Source organism: Micromonospora avicenniae (assembly GCF_900156065.1).
Taxonomy (GTDB): Bacteria; Actinomycetota; Actinomycetes; order Mycobacteriales; family Micromonosporaceae; genus Micromonospora; species Micromonospora avicenniae.
This window is the reverse complement of sequence record NZ_FTNF01000007.1, coordinates 123,562-138,894: the sequence shown is the minus strand read 5'-3', so window position 1 is coordinate 138,894 and position 15,333 is coordinate 123,562. Positions and strand designations below refer to the sequence as shown.

The window sequence follows — 15,333 nt, the reverse complement described above, 5'->3', positions numbered from 1 at the left end:
GAACGTGGTCTCGCCCCGCGGCGTGACCGCCCGTCCGAGGGCGCAGGAGAGGATGGTTCCGTGTCACGAGGAGAGCTGCGCATCTACCTGGGTGCCGCCCCCGGCGTCGGCAAGACGTACGCGATGCTGGAGGAGGCGCACCGGCGGGCCGAGCGCGGCACAGACGTGGTGATCGGGCTCGTCGAGACGCACGGCCGTAAGCACACCGCGGCCATGATCGGGAGCCTGGAGCAGGTGCCCCGCCGTACCGTCGACTACCGCGGCGCCGAGTTCGCCGAGATGGACGTCGACGCGGTGCTGGCCCGCCGGCCCGAGGTCGCCGTGGTCGACGAGCTGGCGCACACGAACGTGCCCGGTTCCCGCAACGGCAAACGCTGGCAGGACGTCCAGGAACTGCTCGACGCCGGAATCGACGTGCTCTCCACGGTCAACGTCCAGCACCTCGAATCGGTGAACGACGTGGTCGCGCAGATCACCGGCACCGTGCAGCGAGAGACGGTGCCGGACGAGATCGTCCGGGCCGCCGAGCAGGTCGAACTGGTCGACATGACCCCGGAGGCGCTGCGCCGGCGGATGGCGCACGGCAACATCTACCGCCCCGACAAGATCGACGCGGCGCTGGGCAACTACTTCCGGGTCGGCAACCTCACCGCGCTCCGCGAGCTGGCGCTGCTCTGGCTGGCCGACAAGGTCGACGAGCAGCTCGGCCGGTACCGCGACCAGCAGGGCATCGCCGAGACCTGGGAAGCGCGCGAGCGGGTCGTGGTCGCGCTGACCGGTGGGCCCGAGGGGGAGACGCTGATCCGCCGCGCCGGGCGGATCGCCGCCCGTAGCAAGGGCTCCGACCTGCTCGCCGTGCACGTCGCCCGCAGCGACGGCCTGGTCGGCGCGGATCCGGCGCAGCTGGCCCGGCAACGGGTGCTGGTGGAGAGCCTCGGCGGCACCTACCACCAGGTGCTCGGCGCCGACGTGTCGGCGGCCCTGCTCGACTTCGCCCGGGGCGTCAACGCCACCCAGCTGGTGCTCGGCGCGAGCCGCCGTGGTCGCTTCGCCCAACTGTTCGCCCGCGGCGTCGGCGTGACGACCATCGCCCACTCCGGCGCCATCGACGTTCACCTGGTCACCCACACCGAGGCCGGTCGTGGGCGCCGCGCCGCCGGGGTGCCGGCGGCGCTGTCCCGGCGCCGCCGGCTGCTCGGGTTCGCCCTCGCCGCGCTCGGCGTGCCGCTGCTGACGCTGTTGCTCACCGTCCTGCCCGACCTCACCCTGGCCAGCGACATCCTGCTCTTCCTCGCCGCCGTGGTCGCGGTGGCGCTGGTCGGTGGGCTCTGGCCGGCGCTGGTCGCCGCGCTCGGCGGGTCGCTGATCCTGAACTGGTTCTTCACCCCGCCCTTCCACACGCTGACCATCAACGAGCCGGACAACCTGCTCGCCCTGGCTGTCTTCGTCGGGGTCGCGTTGGCGGTCAGTTGGATCGTGGACGTCGCCGCCCGGCGTACCCGGGAGGCCGCTCGGGCCGCCGCCGACGCGCAGACACTCGCCGCGGTGGCCGGCGGGGTGTTGCGTGGCGGCCGGCCGCTCATCGCGCTGCTCGACCAGCTGCGCGAGACCTTCGGACTGCGCGCGGTCAGCGTGCTGGAACTCGCCGAGGAGGCCACCGGCCGACCGGCCCGCGCCCGGGAGGAGCGGGCCTGGTGCGTGGTGGCGAGCGTCGGTGAACAGCCCGCCACCACACCCGATCGAGGCGAGACGGTGGTGCCGGTCGACGAACGGATCACGGTGGTCCTCTGCGGCGCCCGGCTGGAGGCCGCCGACCGTCGCCTGGTCGAGGCGTTCGCCGCCCAGGCGGCCGTCGCGTTACGCCAGGAGCGGCTGGCCGAGGAGGCCGCCACCGCCCGGCCGCTCGCCGAGGCCGACCGGATGCGGACCGCGCTGCTCGCCGCGGTCAGCCACGACCTGCGTACGCCGCTGGCCTCGGCGAAGGCGGCGGTGACCAGCCTGCGCAGCCCGGACGTCGACTTCGACGAGGACGATCGGGCGGAGCTGCTGGCCACTGCCGAGGAGTCGCTGGACCGGCTGGCCCGGCTCGTCGCCAACCTGCTCGACATGAGTCGGCTCCAGGCTGGCGCGCTCGGCGTCCTACCGGCCGAGATCGGTCTGGAGGACGTGGTGCCGCGCGCCCTCGACGAGCTCGGGCCCCCGGCCGCCGGCGTCGACACCGACATCCCGGCGGATCTGCCCGCCGTCACCGCCGATCCCGGCCTGCTGGAACGGGTACTCGTCAACGTGATCGCCAACGCCCTGCGGTACAGCCCGCCCGGCCAGCCCCCGCACGTCACCGCGAGCGCCCACGCGGGCCAGGTCGAACTCCGGGTCATCGACACCGGCCCAGGTATTCCCGAGGACCAGTGGGAGCACGTGTTCCTGCCGTTCCAGCGTCTCGGTGACCGGGACAACCAGACCGGGGTGGGGCTCGGTCTGGCGCTCTCCCGGGGGTTGGCGGAGGCGATGGGTGGCAGTCTCGTCCCGGAGACGACGCCCGGTGGTGGACTGACCATGGTGCTGCGGCTGCCCGCGGTCACCCAGGGCATGGCGGAGGGACCACAGGAATGACCCGGATCCTGGTCGTGGACGACGAACCGCAGATCCTCCGCGCCCTGCGGATCAACCTGCGCGCCCGCCGGTACGACGTCGAGGTGGCCGACACCGGCGCCGGCGCGCTCAAGGTCGCCGCCAGCCACCCGCCCGACCTGGTCGTCCTCGACCTCGGCCTGCCGGACATGGACGGGGTCGAGGTGATCCGTGGGCTCCGCGGCTGGACGAGTGTGCCGATCATCGTGCTCTCCGGCCGGGCCGGCAGCGAGGACAAGGTGGAGGCGCTGGACGCGGGCGCCGACGACTACATCACCAAGCCGTTCGGGGTCGAGGAACTGCTGGCACGCATCAGGGCGGTGACCCGGCGGCTCAGCCCCGCCACCGAGACGGGCGCCACCCTGCGGGTGGGGCGCAACACCGTCGACCTCGCCGACCGTACGGTCACCCGCGACGACGGCACGGAGATCAAGCTGACCCCGATCCAATGGTCGGTGCTGGAGAAGCTGCTGCGGCATCCCGGCAAGCTGGTCAGCCAGCGGCAGCTGCTGCACGAGGTGTGGGGGCCGGAGTACGAGAACGAGAGCAACTACCTGCGGCAGTACCTGGCGCAGCTGCGCCGCAAGCTGGAGGACGATCCCGCCCGACCCCGGCATTTGATCACCGAGCCCGGCATGGGCTACCGCTACCGCCCCTGACCCGCCGGGCGCTCGTGCCTAGGTCAGTTCGTCGGGGTATTCATCCCGCCCGGACACCCCGAACATCAGGCAACCCGAGTCGATCGGGTCACTCCTGTCGAGCTGCCGCCAGTGCGGCGGTGGGCTGCTGCGGAATGGGCGCACCAGGCGCCTCCGGGCGTACCGGTGGCGCTACCAGGAGCGGATCGACCTGGATCCGGTCGATGCCGAGCGGCCTCAGCATGGAGCGCAGGGCCGATTCGCAGAGCCGGGTCCACGGCTGGTCCGCGCCCATCGCGCGGATGAGTCGTTCCGGGTCGGTGAACGCGAGACCGACCCGCTGCCCCTGGGGTAGCCGGCCGGTCCGCACGATGAGCGCCTGCCGTCCCGGCGTGGTGCGTACCGGAACGACGTAGGTATCCGGAACCTCATCCATGGTGGTGCCTCTCGTTCTTGCGACCCGCAGGTGGCCGGTCACGGGGTGAATCGTTCGAGGTCGCGACCGAAGCGACGGATCTCCTCGGCGCGGGCCCAGTCCGGCGCGGGTACCGCCACCACGGGCACGCTCGCGCGGCTGACGCAGTAGCGGGTCACATGTCCGCCGCCCATCCCGAAGCGACCGCGCGGGGGGCTGCCCACGACGAGGAGGTCGCTCTCCCGGCAGGCGTGGTCGACCAGCACCTGGCCGGCGTACCCCTGCTCGGCGATGATCCGTACCGGGACGTCCCGAGGCACGCCGCCCAGCGCCGCGTCGAACGCCTCCCGCACGTACGCGCGGGCCGCGCGGGCCAGATCGTCCTGCCAGAGCCAGGGCATGGTGCCCGGCCGCCAGACCGGCGCGTAGGCCCAGGCACGTACCGCGTGCAGACACGCGTTCTCCCGATGGGCCAGGCGTATGGCGGCCCGCAGGGCCTGCAGACCGCAGAAGGACCGGTCGACCCCGACGACGACGCGTCGGGTGGTGGCGGGCCGGTTCATGCCGTTGCCGCCAGCCTCGTCGCAGTGGTGTCCGAGAGATCGAGTGGGCGCAGGATGCTGAGCGTGACGATGACCTCCGCGCCACCTCGCCGGCGCAGGTCCGCCACGGCGCGGTGCAGCACGGTGAGGCTGCCGGCGGAGAGTCGTACGACGGCGTCGAGGTCCGCCGCGATCCACCAGGCGGCCACCGCGCACGGCTCGGTCCGCAGGTACTCCAGCAGATGGCTGCCGGGGGTGGCGGCGGTCAGCCGCACGCCGACCAGCGCCTCGTGTCGCCGTTCGGGCTCGTCGACCGGCGGGACGTCCACCGACACCGGCTCGCGATCCTGGCGCCTCGACCATCGTGAGGTCATGTCGCCATCGTGAGCGCCATTCGTCACCAGCACCGGCGTCTGTACGCCGATTTGACGGTGAACGGCGCGTTTCTTGACGCGACCTTCACGACTGGGCGAGGCGGGTCTTCCGGCCCCGGGGTATGGACGCCGCGGGCGGGGGTACGGCCGGTCGGAAGGCGCGTCCGGCAACCCGGAGGAGTTCGACCATGGTCAGCGTGACGAGGCAGATGCTTGAGGCGTACCCGAAGTCGATCAACCTGGACCGCGCGAAGCTCGCCGCGGTGATCGACACGATCAACTCGTGTGCTCAGGCCTGCACGGCGTGCGCCGACGCCTGTCTGAGCGAGGAGGCGGTGGCCGAACTGGCCAAGTGTGCGCGGACCGACCTGGACTGCGCGGACGTCTGCACCACCACCGCGCGGGTGCTGTCCCGGCACACCGGCTACGACGCGAACTTGACGCGGAGCATCTTGGAGGCGTGCGTGACGGCCTGCCGAGCCTGTGGCGACGAGTGCGCCCGGCACGCCGCCATGCACGAGCACTGCCGGATCTGCGCGGAGGTCTGCCGGGAGTGCGAGCAGGTTTGCCGGGACCTGCTGGCCACGATCAGCTGACGTACGACCGCCGGCCGCCCAGGGTGACACCCGGGCGGCCGGCGGGATGACGTGTCAGCCCTTGGCCTTCTGCTTGGCCTCCTGCGGCTTCATGCCCTTGCCGGCCATCTTCATGGCGTCCTTGAGCTGGCTCTCCGTCATCTTGGAGTTGCCCTCGATGCCCATCTTGTGGGCCTGCTGGCGCATTTCGTGCAGTTGCTCTCGGCCGGTCATCTCAGCCTCCATCTGTTGCGACGGGCGCGAGGCGTGGCCCCACGCCAGGGCAACCGCACGATTTCCCGGCGTCGGAGAGCGCAAACCGGCCCGCGATCAGGGCGCCTGGCGTCTGCGCCGCCGGTTCCGCTGGTCGATCTTGTGGTCGGTGGTGACGCTGATCTGCCCGTCGGACTCGATCCGCGCCTCCCGCACCTTCGAGATGTCGTCGACGCCCTGTTCGCGCAGCAGTTGGTGAAGCTCCTCGTGCGAGATCAGTTCCCGGCGCATGTTCCGGTGCAGGATCTGCCCGTTTCGTACCAGGACCAGTGAGCTGGGCCGGATCACCCGGGCCGCCGCCGGCCAGCCGTAGGCGATTGCGTCCAGCAGGTACGACCAGCCGATGATCACCGCGACCAGCAGCACGCCGTCGGTGATGGACGTGTAGTTGCCCGACATGCCGTTCTGCGCGGCGTCGGCGAGCAGTACGATGACCAGCAGGTCGGTGACGCCGGTGGTGCCGCTCTCCCGCTTGAGGATGACCCGGAGCAGCCCGAACAGCACCAGGTACATCACGCTGCCACGGATGACCGTCTCCAGCAGTGGCGTGCTCGGAACGAACAGCCGGCCCCAGTCGGTCACGGGTACGCCTACCCGGACGCCACGGCGCCATTCCTCGCCATGGTCCGGCGTCGGCGGAATCGGCACCGGATTGTCGTTTCGACCGTTTCGAACTGGGCAGGTGTGAGGATCGGAGCAGCGGCGGTGAAGGGAGCGGACCGTGGTCGACCGGATCGCCGACCCGTGGGGTCCCCGGACCCCGTACGGGTCGGGACAGGAATGGCCGGTACGGGTGGACACCTTCCTCGACGGTGACCTGAACGCGGAGGACGTGGACCGATGGGTCCAGTCGGCATCGATACTCCACTCCAACGGCGACGCACTCGACATCGCGGTGCGGGACGGCCGGATCGTGGGCGTTCGCGGCCGGGCGGTGGACCGGGTCAACCGGGGGCGGGTCGATCCGAAGGATCTCTACGGTTGGCAGGCCAACAACAGCCCCGACCGGCTGACCCGCCCGCTCGTCCGCGAGGGTGGCCGGCTGGTGGAGACCGACTGGGACACCGCCATGGGGCGGATCGTCGCCCGGTCGAAGGAGCTGCTCGAGGGGCCCGGCGGGTGGGGCCACTTCGGCTTCTACACGTCCGGGCAGCTCTTCCTCGAGGAGTACTACACGCTGGGCGTCATCGGGAAGGCGGGCCTCGGCACGCCCCACATGGACGGCAACACCCGGCTCTGTACGGCGACCGCCGCGGCGGCGCTGAAGGCGACGTTCGGGGCGGACGGGCAGCCCGGCTCGTACGCGGACGTGGACCACTGCGACGCGATCGCGATCTGGGGCCACAACGTGGCGGAGACCCAGACGGTGCTCTGGATGCGGATGCTGGACCGCCGGCGCGGCCCCAACCCGCCGGCGCTGCTCGCCGTCGACCCGCGTTCCACCGCAGTGACCCGCGAGGCGGACCTGCATCTCCCGATCCGCAACGGCACCAACATGGCGCTGCTGAACGGCCTGCTGCGGGAGGTCATCCAGCACGGCTGGTACGACGAGGCGTACGTGGACGCGCACACCCTGGGCTTCGACGAGCTGTGCCGCACGGTCGACGGCTACCCACCGGAGTTGGTCGCGGACATCTGCGACATACCCGCCGCCGACGTGCGCCGCGCCGCCGAACTCCTCGGCGGCTCGCAGCGCCTGCTCTCCACCGTGCTGCAGGGCTTCTACCAGTCCAACCAGGCCACCGCGGCCTCCTGCCAGGTCAACAACCTGCATCTGATCCGGGGAATGATCGGCCGTCCGGGTGCCGGGATCTACCAGATGAACGGCCAGCCGACCGCACAGAACACCCGGGAGACCGGCGCGGACGGTGACCTGCCCGGCCTGCGCAACTGGGACAACCCGGAACACATCGCCGAGCTGGCCCGGTTGTGGAACGTCGAGCCCGAGGTCATCCCGCACTGGGCGCCGCCGACGCACGCCATGCAGATCTTCCGGTATGCCGAGCAGGGCTCCGTCAAGCTGCTCTGGATCAGCGCCACCAACCCGGCCGTCTCGCTGCCCGACCTGTCCCGCATCCGGCGCATTCTGCGGCAGCCCGAGCTGTTCGTGGTGGTGCAGGACCTCTTCCTGACCGAGACGGCGGAGCTCGCCGACGTCGTGCTGCCCGCCGCCACCTGGGGTGAGAAGACCGGCACCTTCACCAATGTGGACCGGACGGTGCACCTCAGCGAGAAGGCGGTCGACCCGCCCGGCGAGGCCCGCGCGGACCTGGACATCTTCCTGGACTACGCGCGGCGCATGGACTTTCGTGACCTGGACGGTCGGCCGCTCGTCAAGTGGACCACGCCGGAGGAGGCGTTCGAGGCGTGGCAGGAGTGCTCGCGGGGCCGCCCGTGCGACTACACCGGTCTCACCTACGACCGGCTGCGCGGCGGCAGCGGCATCCAGTGGCCGTGCAACGACGCCAACCCGGACGGCACGGAACGGCTCTACGCCGACGCGGTGTTCCCCACCGACCCAGCGGTGTGCGAGACCTACGGTCAGGACCTGGACACCGGCGCGGAGTTCCTCGCCGACGAGTACCGGGCGAAGCAGCCGGGCGGACGGGCGTTCCTGCACGCGGTCGAGTACCGCCCGTCGCCGGAGGTGCCCGACGAGGAGCACCCGATGCTGCTCACCACCGGCCGCACCGTCTACCAGTTCCACACCCGTACGAAGACCGGTCGCGCGCCGCAGTTGAACTCCGCCGCACCCGATGTCTGGGTGGAGCTCAACCCGGCCGACGCGGGACGTCTCGGCATCGCCGAGGGCGACCTGGTCGGTATCGCCTCGCCCCGCGGTGCCGTGCAGGCCCGGGCGCGGCTCAGTGGCATCCGTCCCGGTGTGGTCTTCCTGCCGTTCCACTACGGCTGGTTCGACCAGGACCCGGCCGACCGTACGCCGCGGGCCGCCAACGAGCTGACCATCACCGCCTGGGATCCGGTCTCCAAACAGCCGCTCTTCAAGGTCGCCGCAGTAGCCGTGACCCGGCTCGCCGACGGCGGAGGCGTCCCGGCGCCGGCGCCGACCGTGGGCGGCAGCGCGCCCGCCGTGGCCGGCGTTCCGGCGACGGTGGGTGGGCCGGCGGCCGAGGCGAACAGCCGCGCGGGAGGGGAGTGAGCCATGCACCTCGCGCACTATCTCGGCCTGCTGCACCGGGCCCAGGTCAACCTGGCGGACGCGCTCCGGCAGGTTGGTGCCTCACACCGGGACGAGCCGGACGTCTTCCACCTCTGCCATCAGCAGGCGGAGCGCTGCGACGAGTACGCCGAGCTGCTGCAACCGTTCGCCGCCCGGTACGCCGAGGAGGCACCCGCCGAGCCGGACCGGCTGCACTCGAACCTGTTCGGGGGTGCCCGTACCGGCGGGATCGGGCTGCTACGCGACCTGCAGGACCTCTACCTGATGGCCGCCGAGTGCGACATCTGCTGGACGGTGGTGGGGCAGGCCGCGTACGGCGCCCGGGACCGGGACCTGCTCGCGGTCGTCCAGCGCTGCGAGGGCGGGACCGCCATGCAGCTCAAGTGGCTACGTAGCCGGATGAAGCAGGCCGCTCCACAGGCGCTCGTGGTGGCCGACTGACCCCGCCGCCCGTCCGTCGGGCCGGGCGACGACGACCCTCGGGCCGCGGCTTAACACCGGCGGGCGTGTTGCTATAGCGTCAGCGGTGTGATTGTCGAGCAGCACTGGTGGAACGGTGACCGGACCGTGCGCGGGCGCCGGGACGTGTACATCCGCACCGATGGGCAGCGCTGGGAGGTCCAGGCTCAGATCGGTGGTGAATCCGGCCGTTCCCGGGTGCAGGAATGCCCCAGTCGGGCCGCGGCCACCATCCTGGCCGACGCCTGGCGCGGCAACCACCCGGCCTGGCGCGAGCTGCCCCACTGATCGGGTGCCGGCCCGGTCACGCCGGGTCAGTGCGGGTTGCCTGCGGTGAGCCGGAGCGTGAAGCCGGCCGGGCCGCGGTGCAGGCTGACGTGGTTGCAGGACTGGTAGGTGATCCACAGCCCGAGGCCGCCGGTCGCGCCGTTGCCCGCCGGGAGCAGGCCGGCGAACGGGTCCTTCGGACCGTCTCCGTCGTCGCTGACGGCCGCCACGATCCGGTCCGGGCCGGCCCAGAGGCGTAGCCGGACCGGCGGGCGTCCGTGTCGCAACGCGTTGGTGACGGTTTCACTCACCGCGACGATCAGGTCGTCCACGTCGTCCGGCGGCAGTACGCGACGGTCGACCGCCTGCACGGCCGCGCGCGCCTGCGCCGCCGTGGGATCGGTCAGCTCGATCAGCGGCGGAGCGGCCTGGAGCGGGTCGGCCGGCGCGGCGCACTTCTCGCGCAGGTAGACCGTCGGCTCGGTGTATGTGGGACTGGGCAGGTGCACGTCGCCGGGGGTCGCGAACCGGGGGTGGGTGCGAGCCACCTCGTCGAGCACGTGCGGCGGCGTGATCCGGTTGTCGTACGCGCACATGCTCCAGAGTGGGAAGTCGTCGTACGCGTGGTTGATCGCCGACTCGTACCGGGCCCACCAGTCCCAGGTGGCCCCGAATACGATCTGCGGCAGCTCGCCGATGATCCGGATCTGGCCCGCCCCGGCGGCCACCTGGTCGGCCAGCAGCTGCCGGTAGGACCGGATCGCGGCCGTGGGCCGGGCGTAGACGCTGCCGCCGGTGAGGAACTCGACGCCCGACCCGGCGGGCAGAGCGGCCCGGACCAGCCCTCCGGTGCGCTCGCCGAGGGCGACGAACGTCGGTTCGCCCGCCGCGACCCCGCCGAGCAGGAACGGCACCGCGACGGCGAGCATTTCCTCGTCGGAGTCGTAGCGGACCGCCTCGTGGAAGTAGCCGTGGTGGTCGGCGGCGGCGCCCGTTCTCATCGGGCCACCTCCACCGTGAGGCCGGGCAGGTCGAGCAGGGCGGTGAGGCGTGCCGCGGCGGCCCGCGGGGAGCGCAGCACCACGGCGGCGTCACGCTGGCGGGCGTACTCGCGCAGTCGCAGTAGCGCCCGGTGGTCGACGAAGCGCAGCCGGGACGCCTCCAGCACCAGCCGGCCGTCCACCGGTCGCAGATCGGCCCGCTCCAGGGCGGTGCCGAAGAGGTCCTCGGTGCTCTCGTCCAGCTCACCGGTCAGCCCGACCCGGTGGCCGGCCGCGTCGTGGGCGTACAGCTGGAACGGGGTCTCGGCGGCGTTCGTTTCCGGGTGCAGGCAGGCCAGTTCGGTTGCGGCACGGCCGCCGACCTCCCGCCGGTCGTACGCGCACATCGCGCGGAAGGGCCGGTCGCGCATGTACCGGTCGATCAGGTGCTCGTAGCGGCTGAAGGCGTCGAGCTGCGCCGGGGTGCGGACCAGCGGCGTGGCCTCGGCGACCACCCGCAGCCCGCGGTGACCGCCGGCGAGCGCGTCCTCGGTGGCCGCCGCGTACGCTCGCACCTGGGCCGGGCCGTCCACGACGGCGCCGGTGCGGTAGGTGTCGCCCAGCGACACCACCTCGAGCGATCCGTGGGCCAGCGCGTCGCGCAGCGCCGGTGCGGCGGAGAGTCTCGCGACGACCGGCTCCGCCCGGCCGGCGGCGACGTACCAGAGCCGTTCGCCGGCGGCGAGCCCGGCGGTGAGGAACCGCTGGGCCGCCCGGTCGAGTGCGGCCGGGTCGTCGTAGACCCAGCAGACGTGCCCGTACGGCGTCGAAGGCGTCCTCTCACTGGTCACGTTCGGCGCCTCATGCCGGCAGTTTAGGCCCACTCGCCCGGTCGCGGCGCCTCGACGGGGCAGCGCTGCGCAGTCGCTCGATCACCGCCGCGCCGGCCTCGTCGAAGGCGTCGAGCTGCGTCGGGGTGAGCGCGTCGAAGAACAGTTCACGCACCATGGCCGCGTGCGCCTGCGCGGCGGCGCGGACGCTGGTCAGGCCGGCGTCGGTGATCCGGACCGTGGCCGCCCGGCCGTCCTCGAGGCATTCGTCCCGGACGACCAGGCCGCGCTGCTCCATCCGGCGGATCTGGTGGGCGAGCCGGCTCTTCTCCCACTGGAGCTCCTCGCGGAGCTCGCGGGATCGCAGCGCCTGCCGCGGCGCCTCGGCCAGCGCGGCGAGCACCTGGAAGTCGGGTTCGGAGATGCCCGCGTCCCGCTGAAGGTGCTGGTTCAGAGCGAGCGAGAGCTGGTCGTGCATCCGGTGGAAGGCACGCCAGACCTGGTATTCGCGCCCGTCGAGCCGGTTACCGGATCCGCCCATCCGACCAGCGTAATTCGCGTTCAGGCGGCCCGCCCCGAGCGTGTGGCCGGGCCGCCCGGAGATGACCGGGATCACACGCACGTCGGCGACCCGCGCCGTAGTCTGGTTGACGCATCAACCTTTGGGAGACAATCGTGTCAGGTAACTACGGTCACCGCCTCGAGTTCGGCACGCTCGTCACGCCGGTGAACGCGTCGCCCGATACCCCGGTGGCGCTCGCCCGCCGCAGCGAGGCACTCGGTTACGACCTGGTCACCTTCGCCGACGATCCCGACCAGCCGGCCCACCTGGACACGTGGACGCTGCTCGCCTGGGTCGCCGGGCGGACCGACCGGATCCACCTCGCCGCGAACGCGCTCACCGTCCCGTTGCGGTCCCCGGCCGTGATCGCCCGCTCCGCCGCCAGCCTGGACCTTCTCTCCGGCGGCCGGCTGGAACTCGCCCTCGGTACCGGCAGCCGCGACCCCGACGGTCTGGCGGCCGTCGCGGCCAGGGGCGGCGCCCGGCTCGACCCGCGTGCTGCGGTCGACGCGCTCGGCGAGTCGATCGACGTCGTCCGGGCCGTGCTGGACGCCGGCGACCCGGACCCGGTCCGCTACGACGGCGAGCACCACCGCCTCGACGGCGCGCCGCGCGGCCCGCTGCCGGCCCATCACATCCCGATCTGGCTCGGTGGAACCGACCCCCGGTTGCTGCGGCTGGTCGGCGCGAAGGCCGACGGGTGGCTCGCCACGCTCGATCCGGCCGACCCGGACGCCGTCCGGACCAGCAACAAGATCATCGACGAGGCGGCCGGGGCGGCAGGGCGTGACCCGGCCGAGATCCGCCGGCTGCTGAACGTCTCCGGACGCTTCTCCGCCACCCGGCAGGGCTTCCTGAACGGGCCGGCCGCCGGCTGGGTCGAGGATCTGCTGCCACTGGTCGTCGAGAATGGCGTCGGAACGATCATCCTGACGACCGACGACGTGGCGACGATGGAGCGGTTCGCGCGGGAGGTGGCGCCGGCACTGCGGGAGGCGGCCGACCGGGCACTGCCCGCCCCGCTGCCCCGCACCGCCCAGCGCGGCGTCGCGGTCCGCGCCAAGCGGCGTCCGGGCATCGCGTACGACGAGGTGCCCGCCTCCCTGGCCGACCGCGCCGTGGAGCCCGGCGACGTCGACTACGCCAGGGTGAAGTCGAACTACCTGCGCGGCGGCGCGCCCGGTCTCGTCCTGCGCCCGCGCACCCCGGCCGAGGTGACCGACGCGCTCAACTTCGCCCGGGCGCACCGGCACCTGCCGCTCGGGATCCGCAGTGGCGGGCACGGCATCAGCGGGCGGTCGACCAACGACGGCGGCATCGTCATCGACGTCGGCGGGATCAACGGCATCGAGGTGCTCGACGAGGACGCCCGCCTGGTCCGGATCGGCCCGGGTGCGCGTTGGATGGACGTCGCCGCGGCGCTGGCCCCGCACGGCTGGGCGCTCACCTCCGGCGACTACGGCGGAGTCGGTGTGGGCGGGCTGGCCACCGCCGGTGGCGTCGGCTGGCTGGCGCGTAAGCACGGGCTCACCATCGACCACCTGCGCGCGGTCGAGATGGTGCTCGCCGACGGCCGCGTCGTGCGGGCCAGCGAGACCGAGAACGCCGACCTCTTCTGGGCGGTACGCGGCGCCGGTGCCAACTTCGGGGTGGTGACCGCCTTCGAGTTCGAGGTGGACGAGGTCGGGCCGGTCGGCTGGGCCCAGTTCGCGTTGGACGCCGGTGACCCCGCCGGGCTCCTGACCCGCTGGGGCGCCGCGGTGGAGGCCGCGCCGCGCGACCTGACCAGCGCGATAATCATGGGCCCGCCCCGGTTGGGCCAACCGGCCGTGGCGCAGGTGATGGCGATGGTCGACTCCGACGATCCGGCGACGATCGTGGCGCAGCTCCAGCCGGTCGCCGACGTCGCGCCCGGCTACGACCAGCAGGTCGTCATCACCCCGTACGCCTCGGTGATGGCCAACGCGAGCGACGCACCGCACCAGGCCCAGGGGGAACCGATCTCCCGCACCGGCCTGATCGATCACCTGACCCCCGAGTTCGCGGCGGCCGCCGCCCGCCTGCTGGCCAGCGGCGTCGTCTACTTCTTCCACATCCGCTCGATCGGTGGCGCGGTCGCCGACATCGATCCGGACGCGATGGCGTGGAGTCACCGGAACGTCAACTTCCACGTGACCGCGTTCGGGCGGCACCGGGCCCGGCTCGACGCGCTCTGGGACGGCCTGCTCGCCGAGCACCTGCGCGGCACCTACCTCAGCTTCGAGACCGACCTGCGGCCGGAGCGTCTCGCCGAGGCGTTCCCGCCCCGCACGCTGGCCCGGCTGCGCACGCTCAAGGAGCGTTACGACCCGGACGGCCTCTTCCGCGACAACTTCGCCATCACACCCGACACCGCATCGAGGACGACGCCATGACCGACTACGGGCACGATCTACTGTTCGGCACCTTCACCACGCCCACCGTGCAACCCGCCCGGCAGGCCGTCGACCTGGCCGTGGTCGCCGACCGCGCCGGGCTGGACCTGGTCACCTTCCAGGACCACCCGTACCAGCCCCGGTTCCTCGACACCTGGACGCTGCTGAGTTACGTGGCCGCGCGCACCGAGCGCGTCCACCTCAGCGCCAACGTGCTCAACCTGCCGCTGCGGCCGCCGGCGGTGACCGCACGCAGCGCGGCCAGCCTGGACCTGCTCAGCGGTGGACGGTTCGAGCTGGGCCTCGGCGCGGGCGCGTTCTGGGACGCCATCGAGGCGATGGGCGGCCGGCGGCTGAGCCCCGGCCAGGCGATCACCGCGCTGGAGGAGGCGATCCAGATCATCCGTGAGGTCTGGGCGGCCGAGAAGCCGGGCGGCGTACGCGTCGACGGCGAGTACTACCAGGTCAACGGTGCCAAGCGGGGACCCGCCCCGGCGCACGACGTGAACGTGTGGATAGGCGCGTACAAGCCGCGGATGCTGCGCCTGGTCGGGCGGGTGGCCGACGGCTGGCTGCCGTCACTGCCGTACTTCCAGGGTGGCCCGGCCGACCTGGTGGCCATGAACGAGCGGATCGACGAGGCCGCCGCGGCCGCGGGCCGCGAACCGACGCAGATCCGGCGGCTGCTCAACATCTCCGGCGAGTTCGCGCCCACCGGCCGGTCGCTGCTCAACGGCCCGCCGGAGCAGTGGGCGGAGGACCTCGCCGGCCTGACCCTGGAGTACGGGGTGAGCGCCTTCATCCTGATGGCCGACGATCCGGCCACGATCGAGCTCTTCGCCGCCGAGGTCGCCCCGGCCACCCGGCAGCTGGTCGCGGAGGAGCGTGCCCGCGCCGGGCGCTGACGGAACCACGTCGGACTCACCCGTCGGTCGCCTCGACGACGGCGAGCGGCCGCGCAGGTGCTTCCGCTCCGGCTCGGTGCCGGCCGGGGCGAGCGCCTCCCGGTAGGCGGCGGCCGCCTCCGCGTGCCGGCCGATCCGGTGCAGCAGCCCGGCCCGGGCGGCAGGGTAGGGGTGGTAGCCGCGCAGCTGTGCCTCGTCGGCCAGTTCGTCCAGCAGCGCGAGGCAGGCTTCCGGGCCGTCCCGCATCGCGACCGCCACGGCCCGGTTCAGCGCCACCACCGGCGACG

At 72.5% G+C, this 15,333-nt stretch carries 16 protein-coding genes; 8 read left to right on the top strand and 8 right to left on the bottom strand.

Annotated features, from left to right (window positions below; genetic code table 11):
- Positions 1-60 precede the first annotated feature (60 nt).
- Both BXA10_RS13645 and BXA10_RS13640 read left to right on the top strand, forming a co-directional pair.
- Positions 61-2,613 (top strand): DUF4118 domain-containing protein, encoded by a 2,553-nt coding sequence (locus BXA10_RS13645; protein WP_076470700.1) that lies wholly within the window; start codon positions 61-63, stop codon positions 2,611-2,613.
- Positions 2,610-3,290 carry a response regulator gene (locus tag BXA10_RS13640; RefSeq protein WP_076470699.1) on the top strand — a complete coding sequence of 227 codons (681 nt, stop codon included), beginning with the start codon at positions 2,610-2,612 and terminating at the stop codon, positions 3,288-3,290. The genes BXA10_RS13645 and BXA10_RS13640 overlap by 4 nt, the downstream gene beginning before the upstream one ends.
- Positions 3,291-3,378: 88 nt before the next feature.
- On the opposite strand, the gene BXA10_RS13635 is transcribed toward BXA10_RS13640, so the two are convergent.
- The 3 genes from BXA10_RS13635 to BXA10_RS31495 are packed head-to-tail and all read right to left on the bottom strand — an operon-like array spanning position 3,379 to position 4,600.
- On the bottom strand, positions 3,379-3,705 hold the full coding sequence (locus BXA10_RS13635; RefSeq protein WP_217696769.1) for an SAV_915 family protein: 327 nt from the start codon (positions 3,703-3,705) through the stop codon (positions 3,379-3,381).
- A gap of 38 nt (positions 3,706-3,743) precedes the next feature.
- A complete protein-coding gene (locus BXA10_RS31500) occupies positions 3,744-4,247 on the bottom strand; it encodes a universal stress protein (protein ID WP_076470698.1) in 504 nt (167 codons plus the stop codon).
- The gene (locus tag BXA10_RS31495; RefSeq protein ID WP_175649205.1) at positions 4,244-4,600 is read right to left on the bottom strand and encodes a hypothetical protein; all 357 of its coding nucleotides are present in this window, start codon (positions 4,598-4,600) and stop codon (positions 4,244-4,246) included. The genes BXA10_RS31500 and BXA10_RS31495 overlap by 4 nt, the downstream gene beginning before the upstream one ends.
- Before the next feature lie 188 nt (positions 4,601-4,788).
- On the opposite strand from BXA10_RS31495, the gene BXA10_RS13620 reads away from it, so the two are divergent.
- Positions 4,789-5,196 carry a four-helix bundle copper-binding protein gene (locus BXA10_RS13620; RefSeq protein ID WP_076470696.1) on the top strand — a complete coding sequence of 136 codons (408 nt, stop codon included), beginning with the start codon at positions 4,789-4,791 and terminating at the stop codon, positions 5,194-5,196.
- 54 nt (positions 5,197-5,250) lie between these two features.
- Here BXA10_RS13620 and BXA10_RS31490 read toward each other — a convergent pair whose 3' ends face one another.
- Positions 5,251-5,409, bottom strand: coding sequence for a hypothetical protein (locus BXA10_RS31490; RefSeq protein ID WP_175649204.1), 159 nt, complete (start codon positions 5,407-5,409; stop codon positions 5,251-5,253).
- 96 nt (positions 5,410-5,505) lie between these two features.
- The gene (locus BXA10_RS13615; protein WP_076470695.1) at positions 5,506-6,030 is read right to left on the bottom strand and encodes a DUF421 domain-containing protein; all 525 of its coding nucleotides are present in this window, start codon (positions 6,028-6,030) and stop codon (positions 5,506-5,508) included.
- 139 nt (positions 6,031-6,169) lie between these two features.
- Here BXA10_RS13615 and BXA10_RS32430 point away from each other — a divergent pair, with 139 nt between their 5' ends.
- The 3 genes from BXA10_RS32430 (at position 6,170) to BXA10_RS13600 (ending at position 9,376) form a co-directional block, all read left to right on the top strand.
- Complete coding sequence (locus tag BXA10_RS32430) at positions 6,170-8,608, top strand: molybdopterin oxidoreductase family protein (RefSeq protein ID WP_076470694.1); 2,439 nt, start codon at positions 6,170-6,172, stop codon at positions 8,606-8,608.
- Between the two features lie 3 nt (positions 8,609-8,611).
- Positions 8,612-9,070, top strand: a complete 459-nt coding sequence (locus BXA10_RS13605) for a hypothetical protein (protein ID WP_076470693.1) — start codon at positions 8,612-8,614, stop codon at positions 9,068-9,070.
- 87 nt (positions 9,071-9,157) lie between these two features.
- A complete protein-coding gene (locus BXA10_RS13600; protein WP_076470692.1) occupies positions 9,158-9,376 on the top strand; it encodes a hypothetical protein in 219 nt (72 codons plus the stop codon).
- 26 nt (positions 9,377-9,402) lie between these two features.
- Here the strand turns inward: BXA10_RS13600 and BXA10_RS13595 are convergent, their stop codons facing one another.
- Genes BXA10_RS13595 through BXA10_RS13585 form a run of 3 tightly spaced genes read right to left on the bottom strand, consistent with a single transcriptional unit; the run spans position 9,403 to position 11,706 of the window.
- Positions 9,403-10,356: a sensor histidine kinase gene (locus tag BXA10_RS13595; RefSeq protein WP_076470691.1), complete on the bottom strand. Its 954-nt coding sequence runs from the start codon at positions 10,354-10,356 to the stop codon at positions 9,403-9,405.
- Positions 10,353-11,186, bottom strand: coding sequence for an MEDS domain-containing protein (locus BXA10_RS13590; protein WP_076470690.1), 834 nt, complete (start codon positions 11,184-11,186; stop codon positions 10,353-10,355). Before BXA10_RS13590 ends, BXA10_RS13595 begins: the two co-directional genes overlap by 4 nt.
- 10 nt (positions 11,187-11,196) lie before the next feature.
- The gene (locus tag BXA10_RS13585; RefSeq protein ID WP_076470841.1) at positions 11,197-11,706 is read right to left on the bottom strand and encodes a MarR family winged helix-turn-helix transcriptional regulator; all 510 of its coding nucleotides are present in this window, start codon (positions 11,704-11,706) and stop codon (positions 11,197-11,199) included.
- A 134-nt stretch (positions 11,707-11,840) separates the two neighbouring features.
- Between BXA10_RS13585 and BXA10_RS13580 the strand changes: the two genes are divergently transcribed.
- Positions 11,841-14,141, top strand: a complete 2,301-nt coding sequence (locus BXA10_RS13580; protein ID WP_076470689.1) for an LLM class flavin-dependent oxidoreductase — start codon at positions 11,841-11,843, stop codon at positions 14,139-14,141.
- Positions 14,138-15,046 (top strand): LLM class flavin-dependent oxidoreductase, encoded by a 909-nt coding sequence (locus BXA10_RS13575; protein ID WP_076470688.1) that lies wholly within the window; start codon positions 14,138-14,140, stop codon positions 15,044-15,046. The genes BXA10_RS13580 and BXA10_RS13575 overlap by 4 nt, the downstream gene beginning before the upstream one ends.
- Positions 15,047-15,333 lie beyond the last annotated feature (287 nt).